This window comes from Streptomyces sp. NPDC058086, assembly GCF_042885015.1.
Lineage (GTDB): Bacteria > Actinomycetota > Actinomycetes > Streptomycetales > Streptomycetaceae > Streptomyces.
Genome location: NZ_JBHVST010000004.1, coordinates 125,732 through 151,417 on the forward strand (window position 1 = coordinate 125,732; position 25,686 = coordinate 151,417).

The 25,686-nt window shown below is 71.9% G+C and carries 12 protein-coding genes; all 12 read right to left on the reverse strand.

Annotated elements, in window-relative coordinates; genetic code table 11:
- Positions 1-369: 369 nt before the first annotated feature.
- On the reverse strand, positions 370-6,840 hold the full coding sequence (locus ACFVWD_RS04725) for an amino acid adenylation domain-containing protein (protein ID WP_389593952.1): 6,471 nt from the start codon (positions 6,838-6,840) through the stop codon (positions 370-372).
- A gap of 328 nt (positions 6,841-7,168) precedes the next feature.
- Positions 7,169-8,434 (reverse strand): ATP-grasp domain-containing protein, encoded by a 1,266-nt coding sequence (locus ACFVWD_RS04730; protein ID WP_389593953.1) that lies wholly within the window; start codon positions 8,432-8,434, stop codon positions 7,169-7,171.
- Positions 8,431-12,762 carry an amino acid adenylation domain-containing protein gene (locus ACFVWD_RS04735; protein ID WP_389593954.1) on the reverse strand — a complete coding sequence of 1,444 codons (4,332 nt, stop codon included), beginning with the start codon at positions 12,760-12,762 and terminating at the stop codon, positions 8,431-8,433. Before ACFVWD_RS04735 ends, ACFVWD_RS04730 begins: the two co-directional genes overlap by 4 nt.
- A complete protein-coding gene (locus ACFVWD_RS04740; protein ID WP_389593955.1) occupies positions 12,759-14,573 on the reverse strand; it encodes a non-ribosomal peptide synthetase in 1,815 nt (604 codons plus the stop codon). Before ACFVWD_RS04740 ends, ACFVWD_RS04735 begins: the two co-directional genes overlap by 4 nt.
- A gap of 25 nt (positions 14,574-14,598) precedes the next feature.
- The gene (locus ACFVWD_RS04745) at positions 14,599-15,813 is read right to left on the reverse strand and encodes an MFS transporter (RefSeq protein ID WP_389593956.1); all 1,215 of its coding nucleotides are present in this window, start codon (positions 15,811-15,813) and stop codon (positions 14,599-14,601) included.
- The gene (locus tag ACFVWD_RS04750) at positions 15,810-17,135 is read right to left on the reverse strand and encodes a cation:proton antiporter (RefSeq protein WP_389593957.1); all 1,326 of its coding nucleotides are present in this window, start codon (positions 17,133-17,135) and stop codon (positions 15,810-15,812) included. The genes ACFVWD_RS04745 and ACFVWD_RS04750 overlap by 4 nt, the downstream gene beginning before the upstream one ends.
- 4 nt (positions 17,136-17,139) lie before the next feature.
- On the reverse strand, positions 17,140-17,952 hold the full coding sequence (locus ACFVWD_RS04755; protein WP_389593958.1) for a siderophore-interacting protein: 813 nt from the start codon (positions 17,950-17,952) through the stop codon (positions 17,140-17,142).
- Positions 17,949-19,100, reverse strand: coding sequence for a prephenate dehydrogenase (locus ACFVWD_RS04760; protein ID WP_389594047.1), 1,152 nt, complete (start codon positions 19,098-19,100; stop codon positions 17,949-17,951). The genes ACFVWD_RS04755 and ACFVWD_RS04760 overlap by 4 nt, the downstream gene beginning before the upstream one ends.
- Before the next feature lie 56 nt (positions 19,101-19,156).
- A complete protein-coding gene (locus ACFVWD_RS04765; protein ID WP_389593959.1) occupies positions 19,157-20,407 on the reverse strand; it encodes a cytochrome P450 in 1,251 nt (416 codons plus the stop codon).
- 12 nt (positions 20,408-20,419) lie between these two features.
- Positions 20,420-22,987 carry an amino acid adenylation domain-containing protein gene (locus tag ACFVWD_RS04770; protein ID WP_389593960.1) on the reverse strand — a complete coding sequence of 856 codons (2,568 nt, stop codon included), beginning with the start codon at positions 22,985-22,987 and terminating at the stop codon, positions 20,420-20,422.
- A gap of 38 nt (positions 22,988-23,025) precedes the next feature.
- Complete coding sequence (locus ACFVWD_RS04775) at positions 23,026-24,330, reverse strand: PLP-dependent aminotransferase family protein (protein WP_389593961.1); 1,305 nt, start codon at positions 24,328-24,330, stop codon at positions 23,026-23,028.
- The gene (dpgC, locus tag ACFVWD_RS04780; protein WP_389593962.1) at positions 24,327-25,685 is read right to left on the reverse strand and encodes a (3,5-dihydroxyphenyl)acetyl-CoA 1,2-dioxygenase DpgC; all 1,359 of its coding nucleotides are present in this window, start codon (positions 25,683-25,685) and stop codon (positions 24,327-24,329) included. Before dpgC ends, ACFVWD_RS04775 begins: the two co-directional genes overlap by 4 nt.
- Position 25,686: the final 1 nt, after the last annotated feature.

The following is a 25,686-nucleotide window of genomic DNA, read 5'->3' on the forward strand; positions in this document are numbered from 1 at the left end:
GCTGCGTGGGCGGCGGACGGGCTTCTGCCCGCGAAGGAGGACACGCGCTCGTAGTGCCATGTCGATCGCAGTGTTCTGCGCTCTGGCCGTGGGCAAGTCCGAACACCACAGCACGTTCGATGTGGTCGACGGTCACGTCGTCGAACGGGATCGCGCGTGCCACGGACATCTCCGCTGCCTCGTAGCGATCCGCCCGCCCGGCAGAGGTTTCTGGACCACATCAAGGGCACCGGGCCGACATGTGACCGCGAAGCCTGCCATCCGTCGAGGATGGTGGCGAACACCGGCCGAGTGCTGTCCCTCGCCGTGGACCAGCACCACGGCACTGGGCGTCCGGTCCTCGGAGAGGTTGCCCATGCTCACTCCTCGTCATTGATGGGCCTGGCGCCGGCGCAGGGCCGGACGAGCGGGAACGGCATCCTGCAGTCGCTCCGCCAGACCGGCCACGGTCGGGGACTCGAAGAGCGTCTGAATCGTCAGCTCCGTCCCCAGCAGGGAACGCACCCTGTTCACCAGGCGGGTGGCGAGCAGCGAGTGTCCGCCGAGTTCGAAGAAGCTGTCGTCGATCCCCACATCGGGCAGCCCGAGGATGTCGGCGAACGCCTTGCACAGTGTCGTCTCGCGCGCGTTACGCGGGGCGGCTCCGGACAGCACACCGTCGTAGGTGGGGGCGGGCAGCGCCCGCCGGTCGAGCTTGCCGTTGATGGTCAGCGGCAGCACACCCAGGCTGACGAACGCCGCTGGAACCATGTAGTCGGGCAGCGCGGCGGACAGATGACGGCGCAGCTCGGTGACCGGAGGCAGGGAGCCCTCCGGAAGGGGCGCGACGTAGGCGACCAGCCGTCGGTCACCGGGCCGGTCCTCGCGGACGATGACAGCCGCGCCGCCCACCTGGGGGTGGCGCGTCAGGACGGACTCGACCTCGCCGAGCTCGATCCGGAAGCCGCGCAGCTTCACCTGGTCGTCGGCACGGCCCAGGAAGTCCAACGCACCGTCCGGCAGCCAGCGCACGAGGTCACCGGACCGGTACATGCGCGCCCCCGCCGGACCGAACGGGTCGGCGACGAAGCGCTCGGCGGTCAGATCTGGCCGGTTCAGGTAGCCGCGGGCCAGACAGGTACCGGCCAGGTACAGCTCGCCGGAGACACCGGGCGGCACCGGATTGAGGTGGCGGTCCAAGACGTACGCCCTGGTGTTCCAGATCGGCGGGCCGATAGGCGCGGTCGCGGTGGCGGGCCAGTGGGGCACGCGGTCCGGAAGGGTGTACCCCGTCACGACGTGAGTCTCTGACGGCCCGTAGTGGTTGTGCAGCCTCACGTGGGAGTACCGGGTGTGGAACGCCCGTACACCGCCGGTCAGCCGGAGCGCCTCGCCGGCTTGCATGACGTGGCGCAGGGAGCTGAGGGCGAGGCGCTGTTCCATCGCCGCTTCGCAGACCGCGCTGACCACCAGGTCCGGTGCGAAGAGTTCGTCCACGTCATGCTGGTCCAACCAGCGGGCGAGCGCGGACGGGTCGAGGCGGGTCTCATCGTCCGGGACACACACGGTCTTGCCGTTGAACAGGGCGGAGAGTATCTCGTGTTCCGAGGCGTCGAAGCTGATGGCGCTGAACTGCGCCACCCGGGCCCCGGGGCGTACGGCGACGGCGGAGGCGTTCCACACCAGCAGGTTGCGCAGCGCGACGGCGGTCATCACCACGCCCTTGGGGCGGCCGGTCGAGCCCGATGTGTAGATCACGTAGGAGCTGGTGTCCGGCAGCAGCGGGGCGGTGCGGTCGGAATCGGCGGGGTCGGTGGCCGCCTCTCGGGACAGTTCCCGGACGGTGTCCGCGCCGTCCAGGAGCAGTACGTCGAGGGCTCGGTCGGCGGGCAGCGGGCCACCGGAGCTGCTGGTGACCACCAGTGCCGGCTGGGCGTCGCTCAGGATGTAACGGATGCGTTCGGCCGGGTAGGCGGGGTCGATGGGCAGATACGCCGCGCCGGTCTTCAGGACGGCCAGAAAGGTGACGATCAGGTCCGCCGACCGGGGCAGCCGCACCGCGACGTACCGCTCCGGGCCGATGCCCCGCCGGATCATGAGGCGGGCCAGCCGGTTGGCCCGGGTGTTCAGCTCGTCGTAGGAGAGCCTGACCTCGCCGGCCACCACGGCGGCGGCGTCCGGGGTCCGCGCCACCTGCCGCTCGAAGGCCTCAGGCAGGTTGTCACCGGGCAGCTCCACCGCCGTGTCGTTCCACTCGGTGAGCACGCGCCGACGTTCCCCCGCGGTGAGCAGATCGGCCTCGGTGACGGGGCGGTGCGGCTGCGCCACGACGGTCCTGAGCAGGGACAGCAGCCGGTCGGCCAGGGCCTGAGCGGTCCCGGCGTCGAACACGTCGATGGAGAACTCGACGACCCCGTCAATGCCGCCGGCTGCTCCCTCCGCATAGGACTCGGTGAAGCTGAACAGCAGGTCGAACTTGGACGTGCCGGTCCGGCCCTCCTCGACTGTCAAGGACAGGCCAGGAAGGGTGAAGGCGTCGTATTCGTCGGCGGCCTGCATGACCAGCATGACCTGGAACAGGGGGCTGCGGGACAGCGAGCGGGTCGGATTGACCGCTTCTACGACTTGCTCGAAGGGCACGGTCTGGTGCGCGAAGGCCGCAAGGTCGGTGGCGCGTACCCGGGTGAGCAGTTCCTCGAAGGTGGGGGCGCCGGAAAGGTCGGCGCGCAGCACCACCGTGTTGGCGAAGAAGCCCACCAAGTCGTGCAGCGCCTCGTCCTGACGCCCGGCTACCGGGGTGCCCAGCGGAATGTCCGTACCGCCGCCCAGCCGGCTCATGAGCGCCGAGAGAGCTGCCTGGAGGACCATGAACACGGTGGTGCCGGTGCGGCGTGCGAGGCGGACGACGGCGGCATGCGTGTCGGCGTCGATGGCCATCTTGACCGTGTCTCCGCGGTAGCTCGCTGCCGACGGCCGAGGCCGGTCGTACGGCAGGTCGAGTTCCTCCGGAAGGTCCGCCAGTTCACGGGTCCAGAAGGACAGTTCCGCCGCCGTGCCGTCCTGCGCAGAGGCGCTTCGCGCGCGCTGCCACAGAGCGAAGTCCGCATACTGCAGAGGCAGTTCGGGCCACACTGGGGTGGCACCGGCGCACCGCGCCTCGTACGCCGCCGCCAGGTCCCCGGCCAGCGGCGCGGTGGACCAGCCGTCGGTGGCGATGTGGTGCATCACCAGCAGCAGTACGTGTTCCTCCGGCGCCACCCGGAACAGCTCGGCGCGCAGGGGCAGGTCGCGGGCCAGGTCGAAAGGTCGCAGCGACGCTGCGCGCAGTGCCCTTTCGAGCTCCTGGCCGGCGGCCTCGGTGACGACGAACTCGGGGCGTGCCCGCTCGCCGTCCAGCACCAGCTGAAAGGGGGTGCCCTCCTCGTCGGGGAAGGCCGTCCGCAGACTCTCGTGCCGCGCCACCACATCGCCCAGTGACGCCTGCAACGCCTCCACGTCGAGCGGTCCGGAGAGCCGCATCACCAGCGGGATGTTGTAGGTGGCCGAGGGGCCCTCCAGCCGCGACAGGAACCACAGCCGCTGCTGGGCGAACGACAGCGGGACATGTTCCGGGCGGTCCTGGGGCGCCAGTGCCGTCCGGCCCGGAGAATCCGTCCCGCCCGGCGCGGACTGTTCCAGCCACCGGGCCAGTCCGGCCGGAGTGGGCGACTCGAACAGCACCCGGATGGGCAGGTCCGCCCCGAGCCTCGCCCGCATCCGGTTGGCCAGTCGGGTCGCCAGCAGCGAGTGGCCGCCCAGGGCGAAGAAGTCGTCGTCCGCCCCGACCTTGGTGACGCCCAGGACGTCGGTGAACGCCTCGCACAGGATCGCCTCCTGGGCGGTGGCGGGTCCCCGCCCCGTGCCGGCGATGTACTCCGGAGCCGGCAGCGCGGTGCGATCCAGCTTGCCGTTCAGCGTCAGCGGCAGCTCGGGGACCACCACCACCGTTGCCGGCACCATGTATCCGGGCAGCCGTTCGGCGCCGAACCCGCGCACCTCGGCGGCCAGCACGCCCGCGGCGGGGGCCTGATCGGGATCTCCGGCGGGCACGACGTAGGCGACCAGCCGCTTGTCTCCCGGGTTGTCCTCCCGGACCACCACCGCCGCCTGGCGCAGCCCCGGGTGCGCGGCCAGCACCGCGGCCACTTCGCCCGGCTCGATCCTGAAGCCCCGGATCTTCACCTGCTCGTCCGCCCGGCCGACGAATTCGAGGTTCCCGTCCGCCCGCCACCGAACCCGGTCCCCGGTCCGGTACATCCGCTCTCCGGCAGCGCCGAACGGGCAGGCCACAAAACGCTCCGCGGTCAGCCCGGGCCGTCGCAGGTACCCCCGCGCGAGCCCCGCACCGGCCACGTACAGCTCACCGACCACTCCGACCGGCACCGGGCTGAGGGAGTCGTCGAGCACGTAGGCGCGGGTGTTGGCGATCGGGGCGCCGATGGGCACCGTGCCCGACTGCAGTCCGGGGCGGCAGCGCCACGCGGTGGCGTCCACCGTCGTCTCCGTGGGGCCGTAGGTGTTGAACATCACCCGCCCCGCCGACCAGCGCTCCACCACCTCGGGAGGGCATGCCTCGCCACCCACCTCGAGGACGACTCCGGTCCCGATCGCCCCGTCCGGCATCGTCGCCAGGGCCGCAGGAGGCAAGGTTGCGTGTGTCACGGCCTGGTCGGCCAAGAACTCGGCCAGTTCCGCGCCGAGCCGCCGGTCCTGGGGCACGACCACCAGGGCCGCTCCCGACAGCAGGGCCAGCGTCCACTCCGAGCAGAAGTTGTCGAAGCCCACCGACGCGAACTGCGCCACCCGGTGGCCTGGTTCCACACCGAACCTCGCGTGGCTGGCCGACAGATTGGCGAACCCCGCGTGCGAGACGACCACGCCCTTGGGTCGGCCGGTAGAGCCAGAAGTGTAGATGACGTAAGCCGCGTTCTGCTTGCGCGGCGGCGCCGGCCGGTCCGCGTTCTGCGCGTCTCCCGCCTCCGGTGTCCCGGACGCGTCCAGCACCAGCAACGGTACCTCGCAGTCCTGCGGCAGTACCCGTTCGCAGCGTGACGTGGTCAGTATGCACGCGGGCCTGGCGTCATCGAGCGTGTAGACGACTCGCTCGACGGGATACTCCGGATCGATGGGCAGGTAGGCGCCCCCGGCTTTGAGCACCGCCAGGATCGCCACGATCAACTCGGCGGAGCGCTCCATGAGCACCGCCACCACCGACTCCGGGCCCACGCCGTGCTCCGACGCCAGGCGACTGGCCAGCCGGTCCGCCCGCACGTCCAGCTCGCCGTACGTCAGTTCAGTGCCGTCGCACACGATCGCGACGGCGTCCGGGGTCCGGGCCGCCTGTGCCGCGAACAGCTCCGGCACCGTGGCCTCGGGCACCGTGAGTCCGGTGTCGTTCCACTCGTCCACCACTTGCCGTCGCTCGGCAGCGTCGACCACGTCCAGATCACTGATCCGGGCCTGCGGAGCGTCGGTCATCCCGTGCAGCAACCTCAGCAGCCCGCCCGCGATCCGCCCGGCGGTGGCCTGGTCGAACAGGTCCGCCGCCACGGTGAGTTCCCCGCGTAGTCCGGCGGGCGCGCCCTGCGCGTCGGTCTCCTCACCCAGGACCACCTCCAGGTCGTACGCCGTCATCGGCTCGCCCACTGCCAGCGGGCTCACCCGGACCCCGGGAAGCTCCAGGAGCGCAGCGGAGGTGGTGTCACGCAGGGTGAGCATGACCTGGAACAGGGGGTGGGCGGCCGGAGGGCAGGCGGGGGCAAGTTCCTCCGCCAGGCGTTCGAACGGCACGTCCTGATGGGCCACCGCGCCCAGCTCCGCCTCCCGCACCCGGCCCAGTACCTGCGTCGTGGTGGGATCGCCGGACAGATCGATCCGCGTCACGCGCGTGTCCGCGTAGCACCCGACGAGGCGGTCCAGCGCCTCGTCGGTACGCCCGGCCACGGCCGACCCGACGAGGACATCGCTGTCGGCCCCCAACCGGGACAGCAGCACTGCCAACCCGGCCCGCAGCACCGCGCTCAGCGGCACTCTCCGCTCCCCTGCCAGCGCTGCCAGGCCCCGGTGGAGTGCCGCGGGCACCGCCAAGTCGACGCGATGCCCGCGGTGCGAGGCCGTCGCCGGGCGCTGCCGGTCCACGGGAAGCGCCAGCTCCCCCGACACTCCGGCCAGTGCCTCACACCAGTACGTCAGCTGCCGGGACAGCTCACTGTCCGGGTCGTCCGCCGAACCGAGCGACTCGGACCGGCCCCGTGCGTAATCGGCGTATTGAGTCGGCAGTTCGTCCCAGAGCGGCTTCAGTCCCTGACGACGCGCCGCGTACGCGACCGACAGATCCCGTGCCAGCGGTGCGACCGACCAGTCGTCCCCCGCGATGCGGTGGACGACCAGCGCCAGCACCGCTTCGTCCGCCCCCGTGCCGGACAGCCAGGCCCGCACCGGGATCTCCGACTCGAGGTCGAACGCACAGGCCGCCGCCTCCGCTTGGGGCGACTCGACCATCTTCAGTTCGAAGCGTGTCCCATCGACCGGGAGGATCCGTTGAAACGGCACCCCGTCGACAGCGGGGAACACCGTGCGCAGCACCTCATGCCGCCCGATTACATCCTGCAGCGCCATCTCCAGCGCCTCCCGGTCCAGCTCTCCGGCCAGAGTCCAGGCCATCGTCAGATGGTTCACCGCGCTCGGTTCGTCCGACTGCTCCAGAAACCAGAGCCGTCGCTGCCGAAGGGATATCGGAATACGTTCCGGACCTAGCTGATCCGCTGTGCCTGGACGCGCAACGAACATATCTGCCCCCATGGGTGAACATCGCGAACTCATGGCCAGGCCCGCGATTTGCAGCGGAATTAACAGGATGAAGGTGAGCGGAGAAATGACCGGCCGGCAGGCACAGCGCACTCCATATGCGACGCCGAATGTCCGGCGAGCCTGCCAAGGAAATGGATTTGATTCCGATTCAGGCTCAGCTATGTCGAATCAGAAGGTATTACCGCCCCACTCGGCACGTCAAGCATCGTTCATTACGCAGGGCAACCTGTAGGGCGAACACAGCACCTCGCGGACCACGAAGGTGTCAACGCCGCACAATCCTCGAAGTGCGTTCGCCGCCGGCCGAGTTGACTTGTCCTCGCGCCCGCACGGGCAAACGCTACGAAGCGCTCGCGCCGAAGGGGTCCAACACCTCGTCGGCCGCGGCCAGCAGGTCGTGCATCGTGGTCGTCGGCTCGGCGGGAAGCGGCTCCGTGTGGATGCGGATCAGCGCGGCAGCACGGCGGGCCCGCCACTCGGCCGTAGCCACGTCCTCGGCACGGGCGACCACGAGGCCACTGCGGTCCTCGGACCAGCGCAACGGCTCCACCTGTCCGCCGGGGTCGACGCCCACCTCCGCCCGGACCACGCCCTCGGCCTGCCGGGCCGCTGCGAGGCCCTCCACTGCGCGTACCCGGCCGGGCGATGGGGTGAGGAAACGTACCGCGGCCGCTCCCCGGGTGACGGGGTCGAGCGCCGGTACGCCACCAGGCAGGACGAGTTGGTAGGTCAGCCGCTCCACGTCGAAGCCATACACCAGCTCGACCAGCTCGCCGATCCGGCCGCCCGCGCACCGCGGGTGCGACTCGACCACACGTGGCCCTTCGGCGGTGAGAATCAGTTCCGTGTGGGCCGGCCCGTCGACCAGGCCCACCGCGTCGAGCATCCGGCGCACCATGTCCTCGACCTCGGCGGCGCACCCGGCCGACAACGGCGCCGGGAGTACATGCCCGAGGGCCACGACGCCGCCGCCGTTGTCCTTCCGGGAGATGGCAAGGACGGTGTGGTGTCCGGCGACCGAGAAGCTCTCCACGCTGATCTCGGTACCGGTGAGCAGCTCCTCCACCATGAACTCACCCACGCCGAAGGCGTCCAGCCAGGCCCACGCCTCCGGCACCTGTTCCGGGGTGTGGACCTTGCGTACGCCCAGGCTGCCCGATCCCATGGTCGGCTTGACCACCAAGGCGCCGTGCCGTTCGGCGAAGGCGCGCAGCATGGACTGCGACCCGCCCACCCGGAAGGCCACCGGGCCGATCCCTCGCTCGTTCAGCAGGGCGCGCAGGGCCGCCTTGTCGTGCAGCAGCCGCGCCGTGGCCACGCCGGTGCCGGTCAGGCCGAGGACGGTGGTGAGGTGGCCGGCCACCAGCGGACCGGCCTCGGTCTGGCTCACCACGCGCCGGAACGGCCGGTGCGCGTGCAAGGTGCGGGCCAGCGCGGTGACCAGGCCGATGTCCTGGTAGTCCACCAGGTGGGTCTGGACGCAGTACGCACGGGCGGCGGGTTCGAAGAGCGCCGGCTTTTCGATGTTCACGACGTCCAGGCCGCACTCGGCGGCTTTGCGGACCCCGGCCTCGGTGCCACCGAGCAGCAGGATGCGTGGCCTCACCGGACGTCCCCCGGGCCGAGCAGGAAGCCGACGGCCTGGAAGTAGGACAGGTAGCGGTCGAAGAGCGGGCCGTCCACCTCCGGACAGTCCACGCCGGTACCGGCCAGCAGCCGCCGGGTATCAGTGGCATCAAAGCGGAGGCTGCCCTCGGGGTCCTCGTCCGCGCCGTTCTCGCCGAACGCGCCGAGCAGCGGGAAGGCCGCGTTGCCGGGCGAGGCCGCCACCGCCCGCAGCCATGCGCCGACCGGCACCTCACTCAGCGCGTACCCCCGCTCGCGCAACCGGTGCACGGCGGTCCCGAACGGCAGCAGTCGCTCGCTCGCCAGATGGAAGGTCCGCCCGGCCGCCCGCGGACTGCCGGACAGCGCCACCACGGCCCGGCTGACGTAGTCCACCGGGACCAGGTCGAAGGCGACCTCCGGGAGTGCGGGCGCCAGTCCCAGCTGAACGCAGCCTTTGAGCAACAGCCACAGGAAGTCGGTCCGCTGACAGGCACCGTCGCTCACCGCGCCGGAGATGCGGGTCGGCCGGTAGACGGAAACGGACAGGTCGCGCCGCCGGGCCTGCTCGACCAGATGCTCGGCCACCCACTTGCTCTGGGTGTAACCGTGCACCAGCCGCCCGGGCCGGCCCAGTGGCTCGCGCGACCCGATCCTGCGTCCGGCCAGGCCGGGACCGGCGAAAACCCCGACCGTGGAGATGTGATGCACCGGCACGCTCCGCACGGCGGCCAGGCGCAGCACCTCCACTGTGCCGGTCACGTTGGCGTCCCGTGCCTGAGCGTACGCCTGGGCCAGGTTGACCTGCGCCCCGCAGTGGTAGACGGCGTCGACCTTCCGGGCGAGCTGGTCGAATGCCGCCGCGCCCAGTCCCAGCCGGGGAGCGGCCAGGTCGCCCCGGTACACGGTGATCCGGTGCTGGACAGCGGCGTCCCACAGGCCGAACTCCTCCAGCGCGGCGCGCAGCCGCTTCTCGGCGTGTTCCCGGTCGCCGCCCCGGACCAGACAGTGCACCCGTGTCGTGGTGTGAGCGAGCAGATCGCGCAGCAGAAAGGCACCGAGGAAGCCGGTGGCACCGGTGAGCACGACCTCCTCCGGGTGCCCGGAGCGGCCACCCGCGTCGGGTGTGCCGGGCCGGACATCGGCCGGCAGCCGCAGATCGCCGGGCGGTACGGGTCCCGACGTGCCCGGTTCCAGATCGTCCACCAGGGCTCCCAGCGCCCCCACGGTGGGGGCGGTGAACACCGCGTTCATGGGGATCCGCTCGCCGAATTCGGCGCGCAGTGCGAGCGCGAGCCGTACAGCCAGCAGGGAGTCACCGCCGTGCCGGAAGAAGTCCTCGTCGCCACCGATCCCCGGCAGGCTCAACAGCCCCGCCATGTGGTCGGCGATCCTGTGCTCGGTCGCGGTGCGCGGGGGTGCCACGGCGCCGGTCGGCCGACCGGCTGGGGCGCCGATCCAGGCCCGGGCGACGGCGGCCCGGTCCACCTTGCCGTTGTGGGTCAGCGGGAGGGCCGGCAGGTGCAGGAAGGCGCTGGGCAGGAGCGCCTTCGGCAGCCGCTCGGCCAGGGTGGCGCGAAGCTCGTCGGCCGCGACGGAACCGTCACCGACGTAGCCGGCCACGAGCCGGTGTCCGGCGCCCGGTCCGGGTTCGGCCGTCACCACCACGGCGTCCCGCACCTGTGGCAACGCCTTCACCGCCGCCTCGACCTCGCCCAGCTCGACGCGGTGTCCACGGATCTTGACCTGGTCGTCGCGTCGGCCGAGGTACTCGATTCGACCGTCGGGAAGCAGCCGGGCCAGGTCACCGGTGCAGTAGAGCCGTCCGGACGGTGCGCCGTCGACGGCTTCCGGTGCCGCGGCCCCGGCCGGCGGAGCGTATGGGTCAGGGAGGAACCGCTCGGCGGTCAGCCGCGGTCGCTCCAGGTAGCCCACGGCGAGCGGGGGCCCGGCGACGCACAGTTCGCCGACCGCCCCGACCGGGGCCGGGCGCAGCCTGTCGTCCAGCACATAGACGCGTGCGCCCGCGACGGGACGTCCTATCGGTGGGCGCTCGGGCCAGAGCACGGGGGAACCGGTCAGACGTTCGACTGTAACCACATGCGTCTCGGTGGGCCCGTACTGGTTCTCCAATACGGCATCGGTGAGTTCGGCGAAGAAGCGCCGTACCTCCTCTGTGATGTAGAGCTGCTCCCCGGCCGTGATCACCTCGCGCAGCGCGGGCAGGCGGCGCTGCGTGGCGCACGCGTACTCGGCCAGTTGACGCAGCGCCACGTACGGCAGGAACAGGCGGTCCACGCGCTGCTCGACGAGCAGGTCGCAGAGGCGCTCGGGGTCGGTACGGGCGGTGTCGTCGGCCAGCACCAGGCAGCCGCCGCAGGCCCAGGTGGCGAACATCTCCTGGAACGCCACGTCGAAGCTCAGCGGGGCGAACTGCAGGGTGCGCGAGCCCTCGCCGCAGCCCGACGCGGCGCGTTGCCAGGCCACGAGGCCGGCGGTGGAGCGGTGCGGCATCGCCACGCCCTTGGGGGTGCCGGTGGAGCCGGACGTGTAGAGGACGTAGCAGAGGTCGTCGGGGGTGGCCGTCGGCAGCGGTCCGAGCCCAGCGGGCAGCGCGTCCAGGCAGACGGCCGGCAAGGCGCCGGGGAGCGGACGGTCGGTGAGCACGGCGGCGGCCCCGCTGTCGCGGAGCATGAAGTCGATCCGCTCGGCCGGGTAGGCCGCGTCCACCGGGACGCAGGTGGCGCCCGCCCGCAGCACGGCGAGGACAGCCTGCGGCAGCGCGAGGGAGCGCCCCACGCAGACCGCGATCCGCCGACCCGCGTAGCCCTCCTCGACCAGCCGGGCGGCCAGCACCTCGGAGGCCGTCTCCAGTTCGCCGTAGGTCAGCCGGTGTTCGCCAAGGACGACGGCCGGCGCGTCGGGGGTGCGGCGGGCCTGTTCGGCGAAGAGTTCGTGCACCAGGGGCGGGTCGAGGGCAGGCCGCCCGGCCGTCCAGGCCGCGCGGATCGCCCGCTCCTCCGCTTCGGGCAGCAGCGCCAGGTCGGCAAGCGGGCGTCCGGGGTGGGCGACCCCGTCGGCCAGCAGTGTGCGGTAGCGCTCGACCAGCCGCACGGCGCTGTCGTGGTCGTAGAGGTCCGCCGCGTATTCCAGTACGCCCGACCAGGAACCCTGCTGCGGGGTGAGGTTGCAGAAAAGGTCGTACTTGGCGGTTCCGGTGGGCACATGCAGCCGCTCGGCTGTGACACCGGGCAGGTCCAGACCTACGGCCTCGGTCGACTCGGCGTTCAGTACGATCTGGAAGAGCGGGAACCTGCCGAGCGTACGTTCGATACCGAGTTCGCCGAGCAGCCGCGTGAAGGGCAGGTTGCGATTCTCGACGGTGTCCAGCAGGGCGAGCTGGGCCTCGTCCACCAGGGCGGCGAAGGAGTCGACGGGGTCGATCCGCTGACGTACCGGAAGCACCTCGGTCAGGCAGGCGATCAGCGGGTCCAGGTCCGGCTCGTCGCGCAGCGAGACCGGCACGCCCAGCACCAGATCCCGCCCGCCGGTCAACCGGTGCGTGAGCGCGGTCAGCGCGGCCACCAGCACCGCCTGCGGGGAGCTGCGCCGTTGCCGGGCCAGGTGCGCGATGCGCCCGGCGAGTTCCTGATCGAGGACGAAACGCACCTCCCCTCCGCGCGGCCCGAGCACGGGCGGCCGGGGTCGGTCGCCGGGGAGCGCGGTCTCGGCCGGCGCGCCTTCCAGAGCGGCACGCCAATGGGCGGCGGCCGTGTCGGCGAGGCCACTCTCGTCCCGGTGGCGGAGTTGGGCATGGGGGCCGATCTGGCGGGGCAGGGCGGGCAGCGGATCCGCCCTGCCGTCCAGCGCGGCCCGGTACAGGGCGCTGAACTCGGTGTCCAGCAGCCGCAGGCTCGCCCCGTCCATGGCGGCGTGGTGCAGTACAACGGCCAGGACGTACTCGTCGTCGGCGTCCTCGATGTCCAGGAGGGTGGCCCGCAGCAGCGGCGGGGCGTCGAGCGGCAACGGCTCGGCCATCAACTGCGCCACTACCGCGGACAGCCGGTCTGCCGGCACGGTTCGTCGTGGCACCCGCACCGGAACGGGTGGCAGTACGGTCTGCACCGGGCCGGCGCCGGCCAGTTCAAGTCGGCTGCGCAGCCCTTCGTGGCGGCGGACGATCCCGGTGAGCGCGGCCTCGACCGCTGACGGCTCCAACGGTCCCCGCAGCCGGTACGCCCATGACTCCCGGTAACGCGAACCTCCTTGACTGACCCGGTCGTTGAGCCAAATGGAGGTCTGCTCGAAGGACATTGGATAACTGGTCATGGCACTCCGATCGAGGTTCGGCCCTCACGGGCCAGGAGGAGCTGGACCTGTTCGACGTGGTCGTCGAACCGCGGATGAGCGAAGATCGTCCGGAGCCGGAAGACGACACCGGCCTCCCGGTGGAGCGTGGCGGCCAGCCGCGCGGCGAGCAGTGAGTCCCCGCCCAGGGCGAAGAAGTCGCTGTTCCCGTCGATCTCAGTGGCGCCGAGCACCTCCCGCCACACGCGCCGGAGTAGCTGAACCAGGTCGTCGGGGCCCGGAGCCACCGCGTCCGCGGGGCGGGCGGCGGCCAGATCCCGCAGGGCCGGCATGTCGATCTTGCCGCCCGGGGTCAGCGGGAACTTGGGCAGCACGAGCAGCTCGCCGGGAATCATCGTCGCGGGCAGGACCGTACGCAGGTCGCGCAACAACCGGCCCGTGTCGACGGGCCCGTTCGTGGTCAGGCAGCCGACCAGCCGCTCGCCCGCCCGCAGCACCCGGACGTCGGTCACCGAGGCTGCCATGGCCAGGTTGGCGGCGATCTCACCGGGGTCGATCCGCACCCCGTTGACCTTGAGCCGGTCGTCGGACCGGCCGAGGAAGTAAAGGAGCCCGCCCTGCTCGCGGACCCGGTCGCCCGTGCGGTACCAGCGCTCGGCGCCATCCCGGACGAACCGTGTGTCGCCGTCCGCGTCCAGGTAGCCCAGCGCGATGCCCGCACCACCGAGCAGCAGCTCGCCCGGGGTGCCGGGCGACACGGGCAGGCCGTCGTCACCGACCACGGCCGTGGTGACGCCGGGCAGGGCGGTGCCGATCGGCACCCGCGCGCCCTCGAGGAGTTGCGGGCGCACCGTGCACGCCACCGAGGTGATGGTGGCCTCCGACACTCCGTATGCGTTGAGCAGCCGGGGCCGGCCCGGCTCAGCGCACCACAGATGGACTGCGGCGACGGGCACTTCCTCGCTGCCGGTCACCACCAGGCGCAGCGTCCCGATACCGGCGCCGGTGCGGGACAGATGAGCGGCCCAGCCGCTGAAGTACGAGGCGGGCAGGTTGACGACGGTGAGGCGTCGCTCGGTCACCAACGCGGTGAACCGGTCAAAGCCGGTCCGGCCGAGGCCGTCCGGCAACAGGTCGACGCAGGCTCCGGCGCAGAGGGTGGGCCAGATCTCCTCGGCGGCCACGTCGAAGTCGATCGCGGCAGCCTGCAACACCCGGTCTCGCGGCTGGAGTTCGAACAGGTCGCGGACCGTCTGGGCATGCCAGCCGAGCGAGGCACGGCCGACCAGGACGCCCTTGGGGCGGCCGGTGCTGCCGGAGGTGTGGATCACATAGGCAGGCCGGTCCGGCGCAGCGGCCGCCCGGGACCGGTCGGGAGCAGGCGGGTGTGCGGCGGCCTCCCGGTGGTCCACCACCACGAGGGGGGTGTCTGCGCATCTCTCCGCATCCTCTGGAAGGTCCGAGCGCGTGGCGTCGGCGAACACGTATCGGTCCTCCGCGAGGACCACACGCGGCGCGGTCTGCCGGATGACGCGGGCCAGCCGGGCAGGCGGCGGTTGTTCGGCCACCGCCAGGTAGGCGGCGTCGGCGAGCAGGACGCCGAGCAGCGCGGCCACCAGGTGCGGACGGCGCCGTCCCTGAACCACCACCACGTCGCCCGCGGCCGCACCGCGCTCGCGCAGCAGCCCTTCGACCCGGCGGGCCCGCTCCAGCAGGCGGGCGTAACTCCACGTTTCGGCGCCGTCGGTGACGGCCGGGCGGTCCGGGTGGCGGCGCGCCGAGGCGAGGATCAAGTCCACGACATCCACGGGCTGCGGTATCGAACGGTCCATCCTTGGGGGACTCCGATTCACCAGATCAGTGGGAGAGGGCAGCCGGTTCGCCGGAGCGGGTGCGCAGGGCCCAGGCCAGGGCGGGCGCGCAGAACGTCGTCACGCCGAGGAACCCCAGGCCGAGCAGCAGCCAACCGGCGGCGCCGTAGTGCGAGACGAGGAGGGTGACCGCGGCCGGGCCCAGCACCAGGTTGACGGAGCTGCCCAGCGCGAACAGTCCACCCCAGGTGCCCTGCGCTCGGGCTGGCGCGAGGTCGAAGCGCAGTTTCCAACCGGCCGCCGAGCTCCACAGTTCGGCCAGCGACAGCAGCAGGACAGCCGCTACCAGGGCGGCTGTGCCGGACAGCGCACCGCCCGTGCCGCTCACGGCCACGGCCGCGCAGGAGCCGGCCGCCGCCGCACCGGAGAGGACCAGCAGGCGCCGGGTCCCTGTGAAGCTCTCCGCGCCCCGGCTCAACCGCACCTGGAGGCCCACCACCAGGACGGCGTTGAGGCCGTACAGCCAGGCTCCCAGTCCCTTGGGCAGGCCGGCGTGCGCCACGACCCACAGAGGGATGCCGACCCGCAGCACGATGTCGCCGACCGCGAGCAGGCCGTACAGCAGAGAGAGCGCGAGGTAGGGCAGGTCGCGCAGGGCTTGCCGGAGCCTGACCGTGTCCTCCCGTACGGCCGGTCCGCACGACCGGTCCGGCAGGCCCACGCAGCAGGCGGTGGCCGCCGCCTCGGCCAGCGCGCTGCCCAGGATCAGCCCCAGGTAGCCCGGAGCACTGTCCAGGGACAGCGCCAGGCCGCACCCCAGGGCGCCCGCGATGACGCCGATGTTGAAGACGCTGCGCAGCCGGGCGGAGGAGTTGACCCGGGCGGCCGAGTCGACCAGGTCGGCGACCAACGCCTCCCGGCAGATCCAGCCGCCCTGCACGCAGATGCCCAGCAGTGCAGCCAGCACCAGGAACGTCCACAGGCTGTGCACCTCGGTGGCCGCCACCAGCAACAACACCTGGGCACAGCCAAGTCCGACGGTGGCCCGGCGGGCACCGATCCGGTCGCAGAGCCGTCCGATGGACAGCGACAGCGGCAGCCAGACCAGGCCGGCCACAGTGAGACCGGTGCCGACCTGGGTGACCGGCAGGCCGACCTGGCGGGTGAAGTAGACGGCACTGCCCGACGCGTACAGTCCGAATCCGACGCTGCCCAGCAGATGGGCCGCCACGAGCCGGCGCAGCGTGCCGGGTCCGGTCACCCGACCTCCACCTGCGCCGGACCGGTCTCGCGCGAGGGCCGCAGCCCCGGTGCGGTGCGGGCCAGCGCGGCACCGGCGAGCTGGGAGGTCACCAGCGAGACCAGGACCAGCACCACGAAGAACGTCTCGTTGATGAGCTGCGCCCGGTAGGTCACCCCGGCCAGCACCACGCCCACCGTGCCGCGCGCGTTCAGCGCAACCGCCAGCGAACCCGCGACCACCCGGCTCTCGCCGGCCAGCAGAGCCGCGCCCCAGATGCTGAGGGCCTTGGCGCCGCAGGCGACCACCAGGAACCACAGGAAGAACCAGGGGTCGAAGCTGTGCGCCAGGTCGAGCCGGACCCCGACCAGAGCGAAGAAGACGGGCACGAAGAAGGCCATCGAGAACTGCCGGATGGCGCCCCACACCTGCGCACCGCGCGCGTCGGCCGCCGCCTCACCCGTCGTCAGGTCACCACGCACCACGCACATGCCGGCCGCCAGCGCCCCGAACACCGCGTTGACGCCGAGCCCCATGCAGCACAGCACCATGAAGCACAGGAAGACCAACCGGAATGCGACCGGGCTCTGGCGGGCGACGGGGTTCCAGCGGTGCTCGGCCAGCCACCGGAACGCGCGCGGGCCCGCGAACAGAGCGAGGGCGAAGAACAGGGCGCTGACGACGGTGTAGTACGCCACCGACGGCACCACGGCTGAGCTGCCCACCGCCGGCCACAAGCCTGCGGAGTCCCCGGAGTGGGCAAGGCCCAGGGCGATGGCGAGGACGATGTAGAGGATGACGTCCTCGATCACCGCCACCGCGAGCACGATCCGGCCGAAGGACGCGTCCAGGATGCCCAGGTCCATCATGATGCGGGAGATCACCGGGATGGCCGCCACCGCCATCGCCAGGCCCACCACCAGCACAGTGGTCACCGTGGTGCCGGCCTGGCCCGTGAAACGCGCGGGATGCAGCCCGGCGATCACCGCACCGATCGCGAAGGGCACCAGCAGACCGGCCGCCCCGACGAGCACGCTGGTGCGCCGCTCCCGGCCACCGACCCGCATGCGCAGTTCGGCGCCGGCCAGGAACATCAGGAGCAGCTGGCCCAACTGGTAGATCGCGTCCAACGCGGACGACACCGGCCCGGACCGGGGGAACAGCCACTTCTCCGCACCGGGTGCGAACAGGCCCAGCAGGGAGGGGCCGAGCAGGATGCCGCCCACGATCTCACCGATCACGGGCGGCTGCTTCAGCCGGACGAAGAGGTGGCCGCAGCTGTGCGCCGCTATGCAGACGAGGGCCAGTGCCATGAGCAGGCGGGCCGTTTCGACAACGGTCATCGGATCAGTTCCATTCGTGTTTGGTTGCCTGCCAGCCGTCTTCGTCGGCCCCTCGGCGCCAGTACCCGGAGATCGACGTCCGGGCGCGGTCCAAGCCGCGTTCACCCAGCAGATGGCCGCGCAGTGTCTTGACGAAGTTCGCCTCGCCGTGGACGAAGGCCTGTACGGTGCCCGGCCCGAACTCGGCGGCGATCACCGCCGCGGTGAGCCGCTCGCCCACCGGTGCGTCGCCCCGGTGCAGCCAGACGATGTCCGCCGCCGCCCGGGTCTTGATGTCCACTTCCTCGGCCGCGTCGGCCACTTCCACGAAGGCGGTGCCACGGGCCTCGGCGGGCATCGCCTCCAGGGCCGCGGCGATCGCCGGCAGCGCGCTCTCGTCACCGGCCAGCAGGTGCCAGTCCGCGTCGGGCGCGGGGGCATAGCCGCCTCCGGGGCCGCTGAAGTGGAGCAGGTCTCCCAGGCGGGCGCCGGCCGCCCACGGGCCGGCCACGCCCTCGGCGCCGTGATGGACGAAGTCCACACTCAGTTCGCGAGCGGGCGCGTCCCAGTGCCGAACCGTGTACGTGCGGGTCACCGGCCACTGCTGGCGTGGCAGCGTGGCGCGTGCCGCCGCCGGGTCGAACGGCTGCGGGTAGACGACCCCGGGACGCGGGAAGTGCAGCTTGATGTAGTGGTCGGTGCATCCTCGTACCGAGAAGTCCGCCAGGCCTTCGCCGCCGAGGACCACGCGGATCATGTGCGGGCTGATCCACTCGGTACGCAGCACGCGTCCGCGGTGCAGGCTGCCCTGCCTGGAGTTCCTGGGTCGATCTGTCATGGTGAGGTTCGCTTCCGTTCCGCGCGGGCGAGGTAGCCGAACGCTTCGGGGTCGGGCAGTTCCAGGCCGGGCAGGGCGCAGCACCAGCCTTGACGGCCAAGGGCCAGCGCCAGCGCCTGTGCCGAGCGCACGTCGACGGTGAGCGTGACCGTGCCGGCCGTGCCCTGCGCGTCGTGCTCGATCTGCAGGTCTTCGACGTTCACTCCGGCCGCTCCGACCTCGGCCAGCAGCCGGCCCAGGGTGCCGGGTTCGTCGCCCACCACAACGTCGAGCCCGGCGGTGACCACGGGAGCGGTGTGCGGCTTCGCGGGCACCTGCCGGTACCCCGTCCTACCCCGCTCCAGCAGCTCGTTCAGCTGGGCCAGGGAGTCATCGCGGCGGCCCTCGGAGCCGAGTGCGCGCAGGGCTCGCAGTGTGACGCTCAGGTCGACCAGGAGGCCCTCCAGCACCTCGGCCACGGCCGGTGCGTTGGCCGAGAGGATGTCCGACCACAGCAGTGCGTCGCCGCCGGCAATCCGCACCATGTCGCGCAGGCCCTGGCCGGCCAGGCCCGTCACGGACCCTTCGACTGCGGGCAGTTGGGCCGCCATCAGGGACGACAGCAGGTGCGGGGCGTGCGAGACCAGGGCCACGGCCTCGTCGTGGGCCCTCGCCGTCATGGTCACCGGGACGGCACCACACAGCGCGACCAGCTCGTGTGCCAGCCCGGACGTCTCTTCCGTCGTGCGGGCGTCCGGGGTCAGCACCCAGGAGCAGCCTCGGAACAGGTCGGCGCGCGCGGCGCAGGGCCCCGAGCGCTCACGGCCGGCCATGGGGTGTCCGCCCACGTACCGGGCGGTGTCGCAGTCCAGCCGGAGCGCGTCACCGAGCGGGAGGCGCTTGACGCTGGCCACGTCGGTGTAGGCGCGGGCCACGCCGTCCGCCTGGGCCCGGGCCAGCACCGCGCCGACCTGGGCCGGCGGCACCGCGATCACGGCGAGGTCCACCGGAGTGCCGGGCCGGTCCAGGCTGCCGGCGCCCAGCGCGGACGCCGTCCGGGCAGCGCCGGGATCGGTGTCGCTGAGGTAGACCCGGACTCCGGCGTCCAGCAGGGCCAGTGCCACCGAGGTACCGATCAGGCCGGTGCCGATCACCAGGGCCGTACGCAACAGCCCGCGGCCCGCGACGACGCCCGCCGGGTGGTTGTCGAGAGCGGTCGTCGCGGTCACCGCTCCCCGCCCTCGGCCGTGTGCAGACGCACCGGCAGGCTGCTGTAGCCCTGGAGGAACGTCGAGTAGACCGGCTTGGGCGCACCGAGCGACTCGATCGAGTCGACACGGCGCAGCAGCGCCTCCAGGACCGCTGTCAACTCCGCCCGACCCAGGTAGGAGCCCAGACAGAAGTGCGGGCCGAAGCCGAAGGTGAGGTGCCGGTTGGGGGTGCGGGCCAGGTCGAAGCGGTAGGGGTCGGTGAAGACGGATTCGTCGCGGTTGGCGGAGACGTTCCAGGCGGTGACGGTCTCCCCGGCCTTGACGGTCCGGCCGCCGATCCGCACGTCGGTCACCGCCGTACGGCCCACATGCAGGGCGGGGCTGGTCCAGCGCAGGATCTCCTCGACCGCGGTGGCGAGTTCCACCCGGCCCTCCTTCAGCGCGGCCCACTGGTCGGGGTGTCGGAGGAGGTTCCACACCGTCCCGGTGGCGGCCAGCCGACTGGTCTCGTCGCCGGCCAGCACCAGGCCGTAGCAGTTGAGAACCAGTTCCTCCTCGGTGAGAGGTGCGCCGTCGACCTCGACGGTGGCGAGCGTGGTGATCAGGTCGTCCCCCGGGGACGAGCGGCGGTGTGCAGCGAGTTCGGCGAAGTAGAGCAGGATCTCGTTGCGGGCCAGCCAGGCGTCCTCGGCGGACTGCCCGGCCTCGTCGGAGCTGAGGGCCTGCTTGCTGAGCAGCAGCAGTTCAGCCTGGTCGCCGTCGGGCACGCCCAGCAGGTCGCAGATCGTGCCCATCGGCACGTGGTCGGACACCTCGACGGCGAAGTCGCAGTCACCCTTGGCCACCGCGGCCGCCATCCGCTCATCGGCGCGTGACCGCACCTTCTCCACCACACCCCGCAGCACCCGGGGCGAGAAGGCCTTCAGCAGGGTGGTGCGCAACGCCGTGTGCCGAGGAGCGTCCATCACCGCGAGCAGCCGGCCACCCGCCGGGTCGCCGCCGCTGAGCAGCGAGGTGAGCATGTTGCCGTGCCGGGAGACGAACCGCTCCGCGTCCTTCATCACGGCCATGACGTCGTCGTAGCGGCTGAGCACCCAGAAGGCGGGGGCGGAGTCGGTGGCCCGGTGCCGGGCGACCGGACGCTCGGCCCGCAGCCGCTGCCAGAACTCGTCGAGGTCCGGGCCGACGAAGGTGGCCGGATCGGTCAGGTCGCGGCCGGTCTCGTCCTCGAACCCGGTATCGACGATGGTTGCAGGTGTGGACATGCTGCTGACTCCTCAGACGGTCGGCGCGAGGTGGCGGGCGGCGATCGGCCCGATCCGCTCCAGGGCGGCGGGGGTCATCAGGCGCAGATGCTCGGCCTCGACCTGAATCCGGGTGATCGTCCCGCCGGTGTACGGGCGCCACACGTCGGCCAGTCCGCTCGAACGCCCGGCCGCGTCCGTGGCCTCGAAGAAGAGCAGGTCTCCGTCGAAGTGCTCGGGCCGGCCCGCGTCACTGATCCTGATGTTGTTGGTGGTCGTGGCGGTGATCGCCTCGACCGTGCGGGCGCCGATCCCGGCCAACGGGCTGTCGGCGTCCCGCAGGATCTGCCGCACCCGTTCCGCGGGGATCGGCCCTGTGCCCGGCTCGGTGTCGAAGGTCGGCAGCCCGTCGAAGGCCAGCTTGAGCGTGTCGCGCTGGCTCGGCGATCGAGGTGCGCTGCGCGCGCCCCCGTGGCTCGAGTCCAGCACGGCCAGCAGCGACACCCGCTCGCCCGCCCGGCGCAGCCGGGCAGCCATCATGTGCGCGACGTTGCCGCCGAAGGACCAGCCCAGCAGCCGGTAGGGGCCTTCGGGCTGGATCCGGCGGATCTGCGCCAGGTAGTCCTCGACCAACTCGGCCATGTCGGCCGCGACCGGCTCACGGCCTGTCAGGCCGCGTGCCTGAAGCCCGTAGACCGGTATGTCCTTGGGCAGGTGGCGCAGCAGGCCCACGTAGCACCACGCCATGCCCCCGCCGGGGTGGATGCAGAAGAGCGGGGCGCCGCTGCCCTGGGCGCGCAGCTTCAGCAGGGGGCGCAGCCCCTCGGTGCCGGCGTCGGATTTCTCGTCGGTGCCCACGGCGGCGGACAGTGCGGCCACCGTGCGCCGGTCCAGCAAGTCACGCATGGACAGCCGGACGCCGAGTTCGGAACGGATACGGCTGATCAGACGGGTCGCGGCCAGAGAACTGCCGCCGAGGTCGAAGAAGTCGTCGTGAATGCCCACCCGATACACACCCAGGGCCGCGGCGAAGAGTCCGGCCAGCTGCTCCTCACGAGCGTCGCGCGGTGCGGGACCGCCTGCGCCACCGGTCCTCTCCGGTTCGGGCAGCGCCCGGTAGTCCACCTTGCCGTTGGGCGTCAGCGGCAGCGCGGGCAGACGCACGAAGGAGGAAGGCACCATGTAGTCGGGCAGCGTCTCGCCCAGGCGCCGGACGAGTTCGGCGTCGTCGGGCACGCCGCCGCGCGGCCCGGGGACCAGATAGGCCACCAGGTTCCGGTCGTTGGTGTCCTCACCGTGGCTGATCACCACCACCTGGGCGGCGCCGGACACCCGGGCCAGCGCGGTCTCGATCTCGCCGAGTTCGACCCGGAAGCCCCTCACCTTGACCTGATTGCCGACCCGGCCGAGGAACTCCAGTTCGCCCTGGGCGTTGCGGCGGCCCAGGTCACCGGTCCTGTACATCCGACTGCCGGGAGCGCCGAACGGGTCCGCCGCGAACCGCTGGGACGTCAGCGCGGCCTGGCCGAGGTAGCCACGCGCGACACCCGGCCCCGCGAGATAGATCTCGCCCGCCTCCCCGCTCTCCACCGGTGCCAGCTTCTCGTCGAGGACGTGGACGCTCATGCCGTCCAGGGGGCGGCCTAGCGGCACGTCGCCACGTGGCGGTTCGGACATGGGGTGGTGCGTGGCGAAGAGGGTGGTCTCGGTGGGCCCGTACATGGCACGCACCACCGTGTCCGGGCAGGTCTCGAGCACGCGGGCCACTGCCGCCGGGGAGACCACGTCGCCGCCGGTCATCACCTCCCGCACGGTCGCGAAGCACTCCGGTGCCGCCTCGGCGACCACCCGGAACAGACCGGCGGTCAGGTGCAGTCCGGTGATCCGGTGCGTGGTGATCAGCGAGCGCAGGGTGTCGACGTCCACCTCCGGCGGTGCCAGCACTAGGTGTCCGCCGCGCAGCAGCGGGACCCAGAGTTCGTAGGTGGAGACGTCGAAGGCGTGCGGCGCGAGCATCAGCACCCGCTCGTGGCGTCCGCCCGTCCACAGGCCGTCGTCGACCAGGTCCAGCACGTCCCGGTGGGTGACCGCGACGCCCTTGGGGTTGCCGGTGGAGCCGGAGGTGAAGATGACGTACGCGAGCCGGCCGTCGGTGCAGGGGACCTGCGGCTCCACGGCCCGCGCTGCGTCCTCGGGTACGGCGGTCGCCTCGGCCGCGTCCAGGACGGCGAGGCCGCGGGTGTCGAGCTCGCGCACGGCCCGGTCGGCCAGCAGGACGCGGGCGCCGGCCTCGTCGAGCACCGTGCGGTGGCGTGCGGCGGGGTCGGCACCGTGCAGGGGCAGATAGCAGGCGCCGGCCTTGAGCACGCCCAGGACCGACACCACCAGCTCGGCGGAGCGCTCCATCAGCAGGGCCACCGGCTCCTCCGGGCGGACCCGGAGGGCAAGGAGCCGTTGCGCCAGGCTGCTCGCCCGGCGCTCCACTTCGGCATAGGTCAAGCGTTGCTTGCCGCAAGTGAGGGCGATCGCGTCCGGGGTCCGGCGCGCCTGTTCGGCGAAGCGCTGGTGGACCGTCGCCTGTGGGTTGGGCACCTGAGCCATCGCTAACTTCACTCCTGCTGGTTGTCTTTGGGTATGGGTCAGGTCCCGGCGCCCACCGGGGCGGCGACCTCACGCAGGAAGGCGGCGAGTCGGCGCACCCCCTGATCGATCTGTTCGGGGTCGAGGTAGCTGCACGACAGGCGCAGCTCCCGCTCCCCGGCGTCGCTGAGGTAGAACTGCGCCATCGGCGTCCACAGCACCCCGAACCTGGCCGCCGAGCGCTCCAGCAACGCCTCGTCGACCGGGACCGGCAACTGCATCCGCACGAAGAACCCGCCCTCCGGACGGTTCCACCGCACGTCGGGCAAGGGCGGCACATGCCGGTCCAGCGCCTGAAGCAGCAGACCGAGATTGCGCCGGTACAGCGTGCTGCGACGACGGCCGAGGGCGGCGAGCGAGCCGCCCTGCTCCAGCAGCATGCCTCCGATCACCGCCTGGCACAGAGGCGACGTGTTGACGGTGACCATGCTCTTCAGCGCCGCCAAGTCGTCGGACAGCAACCGGACGGCACCGTCGGCGCCGGTCACTTGTTGGTCGGCGATGGCATAGCCGACCCTCGCCCCAGGGAGGCAGAGCTTGGCGAACGTGCCGATCTGGACGACCCGTTCGCCGCCCGGCATCGCCTTCAGCGAGGGGAGTTCGGTGCCCGGCGCCGCCGTGAAGGAGTACGCGTTGTCCTCGATGAGCATCAGCTCGGACCGGTCCGCCGCCGCGAGCAGCGCGCGGCGTGCGGCCAGGTCCATCACGGTGCCTGACGGGTTGGCGTGGTCGGGAGCAACATACATCGCCCGGATCCGCCGGCCCTGCGCGGCGAGCCGGGCCCGGGTCTCCCCCAGGGCGTCCAGGTCGGGCCCGTCGGCGCGTTCGGGGACGGCGACGACCTCGATGTCCAGCAGCCGTGCGGCGCCGAGGATGCCGACGAAGCACGGCTCGACCACCGCGAGTACGTCGGAGCGGTCACGGAAGAGCGCGCGCAGGGTGAGCAGCATGGCCTCCTGCGCCCCGACCGTGATCACCACCGCGCGGTCGGGCACGTCGATACCGTGGTCGGCGCGTACCGCCTCGGCCACCAGGTCGTTGATCAGCCCGCGGGCCGGCCCGTACTCGTAGAGCAGCCTGCGTACCCGGTGCGTGTCGAAGCCCCGGCCGGCATGCAGGTGTTCACCGAACAGCTCGACGTAGCGGGAGAGGTCGGTGTCCATCAGATGGGCCAGGTGCGGGGCGCCCGGTGCGAAGGAGATCGCCTCGGGGAAGCGCGTCATCACTTCGTTGAGGAAGCCGATCGAGCTGAGGACGGGGTCGGTCAGCGAGGCGTGCAGTTGATCCTGGCCGAGGAGGGTCACGGGGCGTGCTCCCCGTCCGCCGACTGCCGCACAGAGGGTGCGGAGAACCGGTCGACCTTGGCCATGACGTCCGCCGCGTACAGTCGGCGGGCCTGCACCAGAGCGAACTCGGCCAGGTAGCGGCGCAGTCCGTCCCGGGACTCGTCGGCCAGGTTGAGCATCATCCGGTTGGCGACCACCGCCGGGGCGGCCAGTTCCCGCGTGGCCTTCTCGACGGCGGCGTCCATCGCCTCGGGCGCGACCACCTCGTCGCAGACCAGCGTGGCCTCCGGGTCGGTGGCCCGGATCCGCCGTCCGCCGAGGATCACCCGGCGCGCCAGCCGGGCGCCGGTCATGCGGGACAGCCGGAAGTTGCCGAGCCCGGGAACGATGCCCTCCTGCGCCGCGGGCAGGCTGAGGAAGGCGTCGTCCGCGGCTATCACGTGGTCGAAGACGAGGAGCAGCTGCATTCCGCCGCCGATGGCGAACGAGTCGACCGCGGCCAGCCAGGGCTTGTGCAGGGTGCGCTGCGGATAGGCGTCGGGCGCCGCGTCGACCAGCACACCGTGCATCAGCTTGTTGATGTAGCCGAGTTCGCGGCGCAGCAGGAAGTCCACGAAGGAGATCCGGCCGGCGTGCAGGTCCTTGAGGTTGATGCCGGCGCAGAAGACCCGGCGCCCCACGTAGCGCGGGTGGGTCATCACTCCACCGCGCACCACGCCGACGCTGATCTGATCGTCGAGCAGCACGAGGTCGACGGCGGTCTCCAGGTCGTCGATCAGCCGGTTGTCCTCGGCGTTCAGGCAGTGCTGGTTGTTGACCGTCAGGTGCGCCACGTCGTCGCGCCGTTCGACCAGCACCGAGCCGAGGTCGACGCGCCCCTCGGCGCGGAAGTCGCTCAGCAGGTCGAGGGCTCGAGGGGTGGGCGCCAGCATGCTGTCGATGAGGTGCTCGCCGACCGAAGGATCGGCGAGCAGGGCGCGGAAGAAGATCCCCTGGTCGATCTCGCGCCCTTCCTTGTCCGCCTGCGCCCGGGTGGCTTCCTCGGCCATCTGGGCGTCGGTGGGCACCAGTCCGGGGAACCGCTCGGCCGCGGCCCGGGCCAGCCCCGCCAGCCGCAGGGGCTTGCGGCGCCGATCGGTGAGCGCGTCGTAGACCGCCGGGGCGTGCCGGTACAGGAAGGCCGTACGCGCCCGGCGGCAGGAGTCGACGAGGGACGCGGCGAGCTGTCGCCGGTCTTCGTCGCGCAGCCCGGGTCGGGGCAGCCCGGCCAGTTCCTCCTCGGCCCGACCGACATGCTCTGCCAGGGTCAGGGCGTCGTCCTCCAGGACCCCGCACAGCGCCGGGCCTGGCGCGTTCACCATGGTCACCGGCATC

Coding starts and splice junctions, on each gene's coding strand:
- ACFVWD_RS04770 (WP_389593960.1), bottom strand. CDS start 22,987: ATGGCTCAGGTGCCCAACCCACAGGCGACGGTCCACCAGCGCTTCGCC.
- ACFVWD_RS04750 (WP_389593957.1), bottom strand. CDS start 17,135: ATGACCGTTGTCGAAACGGCCCGCCTGCTCATGGCACTGGCCCTCGTC.
- ACFVWD_RS04765 (WP_389593959.1), bottom strand. CDS start 20,407: ATGTCCACACCTGCAACCATCGTCGATACCGGGTTCGAGGACGAGACC.
- ACFVWD_RS04755 (WP_389593958.1), bottom strand. CDS start 17,952: ATGACAGATCGACCCAGGAACTCCAGGCAGGGCAGCCTGCACCGCGGA.
- ACFVWD_RS04740 (WP_389593955.1), bottom strand. CDS start 14,573: ATGGACCGTTCGATACCGCAGCCCGTGGATGTCGTGGACTTGATCCTC.
- ACFVWD_RS04725 (WP_389593952.1), bottom strand. CDS start 6,840: ATGAGTTCGCGATGTTCACCCATGGGGGCAGATATGTTCGTTGCGCGT.
- ACFVWD_RS04735 (WP_389593954.1), bottom strand. CDS start 12,762: ATGACCAGTTATCCAATGTCCTTCGAGCAGACCTCCATTTGGCTCAAC.
- dpgC (WP_389593962.1), bottom strand. CDS start 25,685: ATGCCGGTGACCATGGTGAACGCGCCAGGCCCGGCGCTGTGCGGGGTC.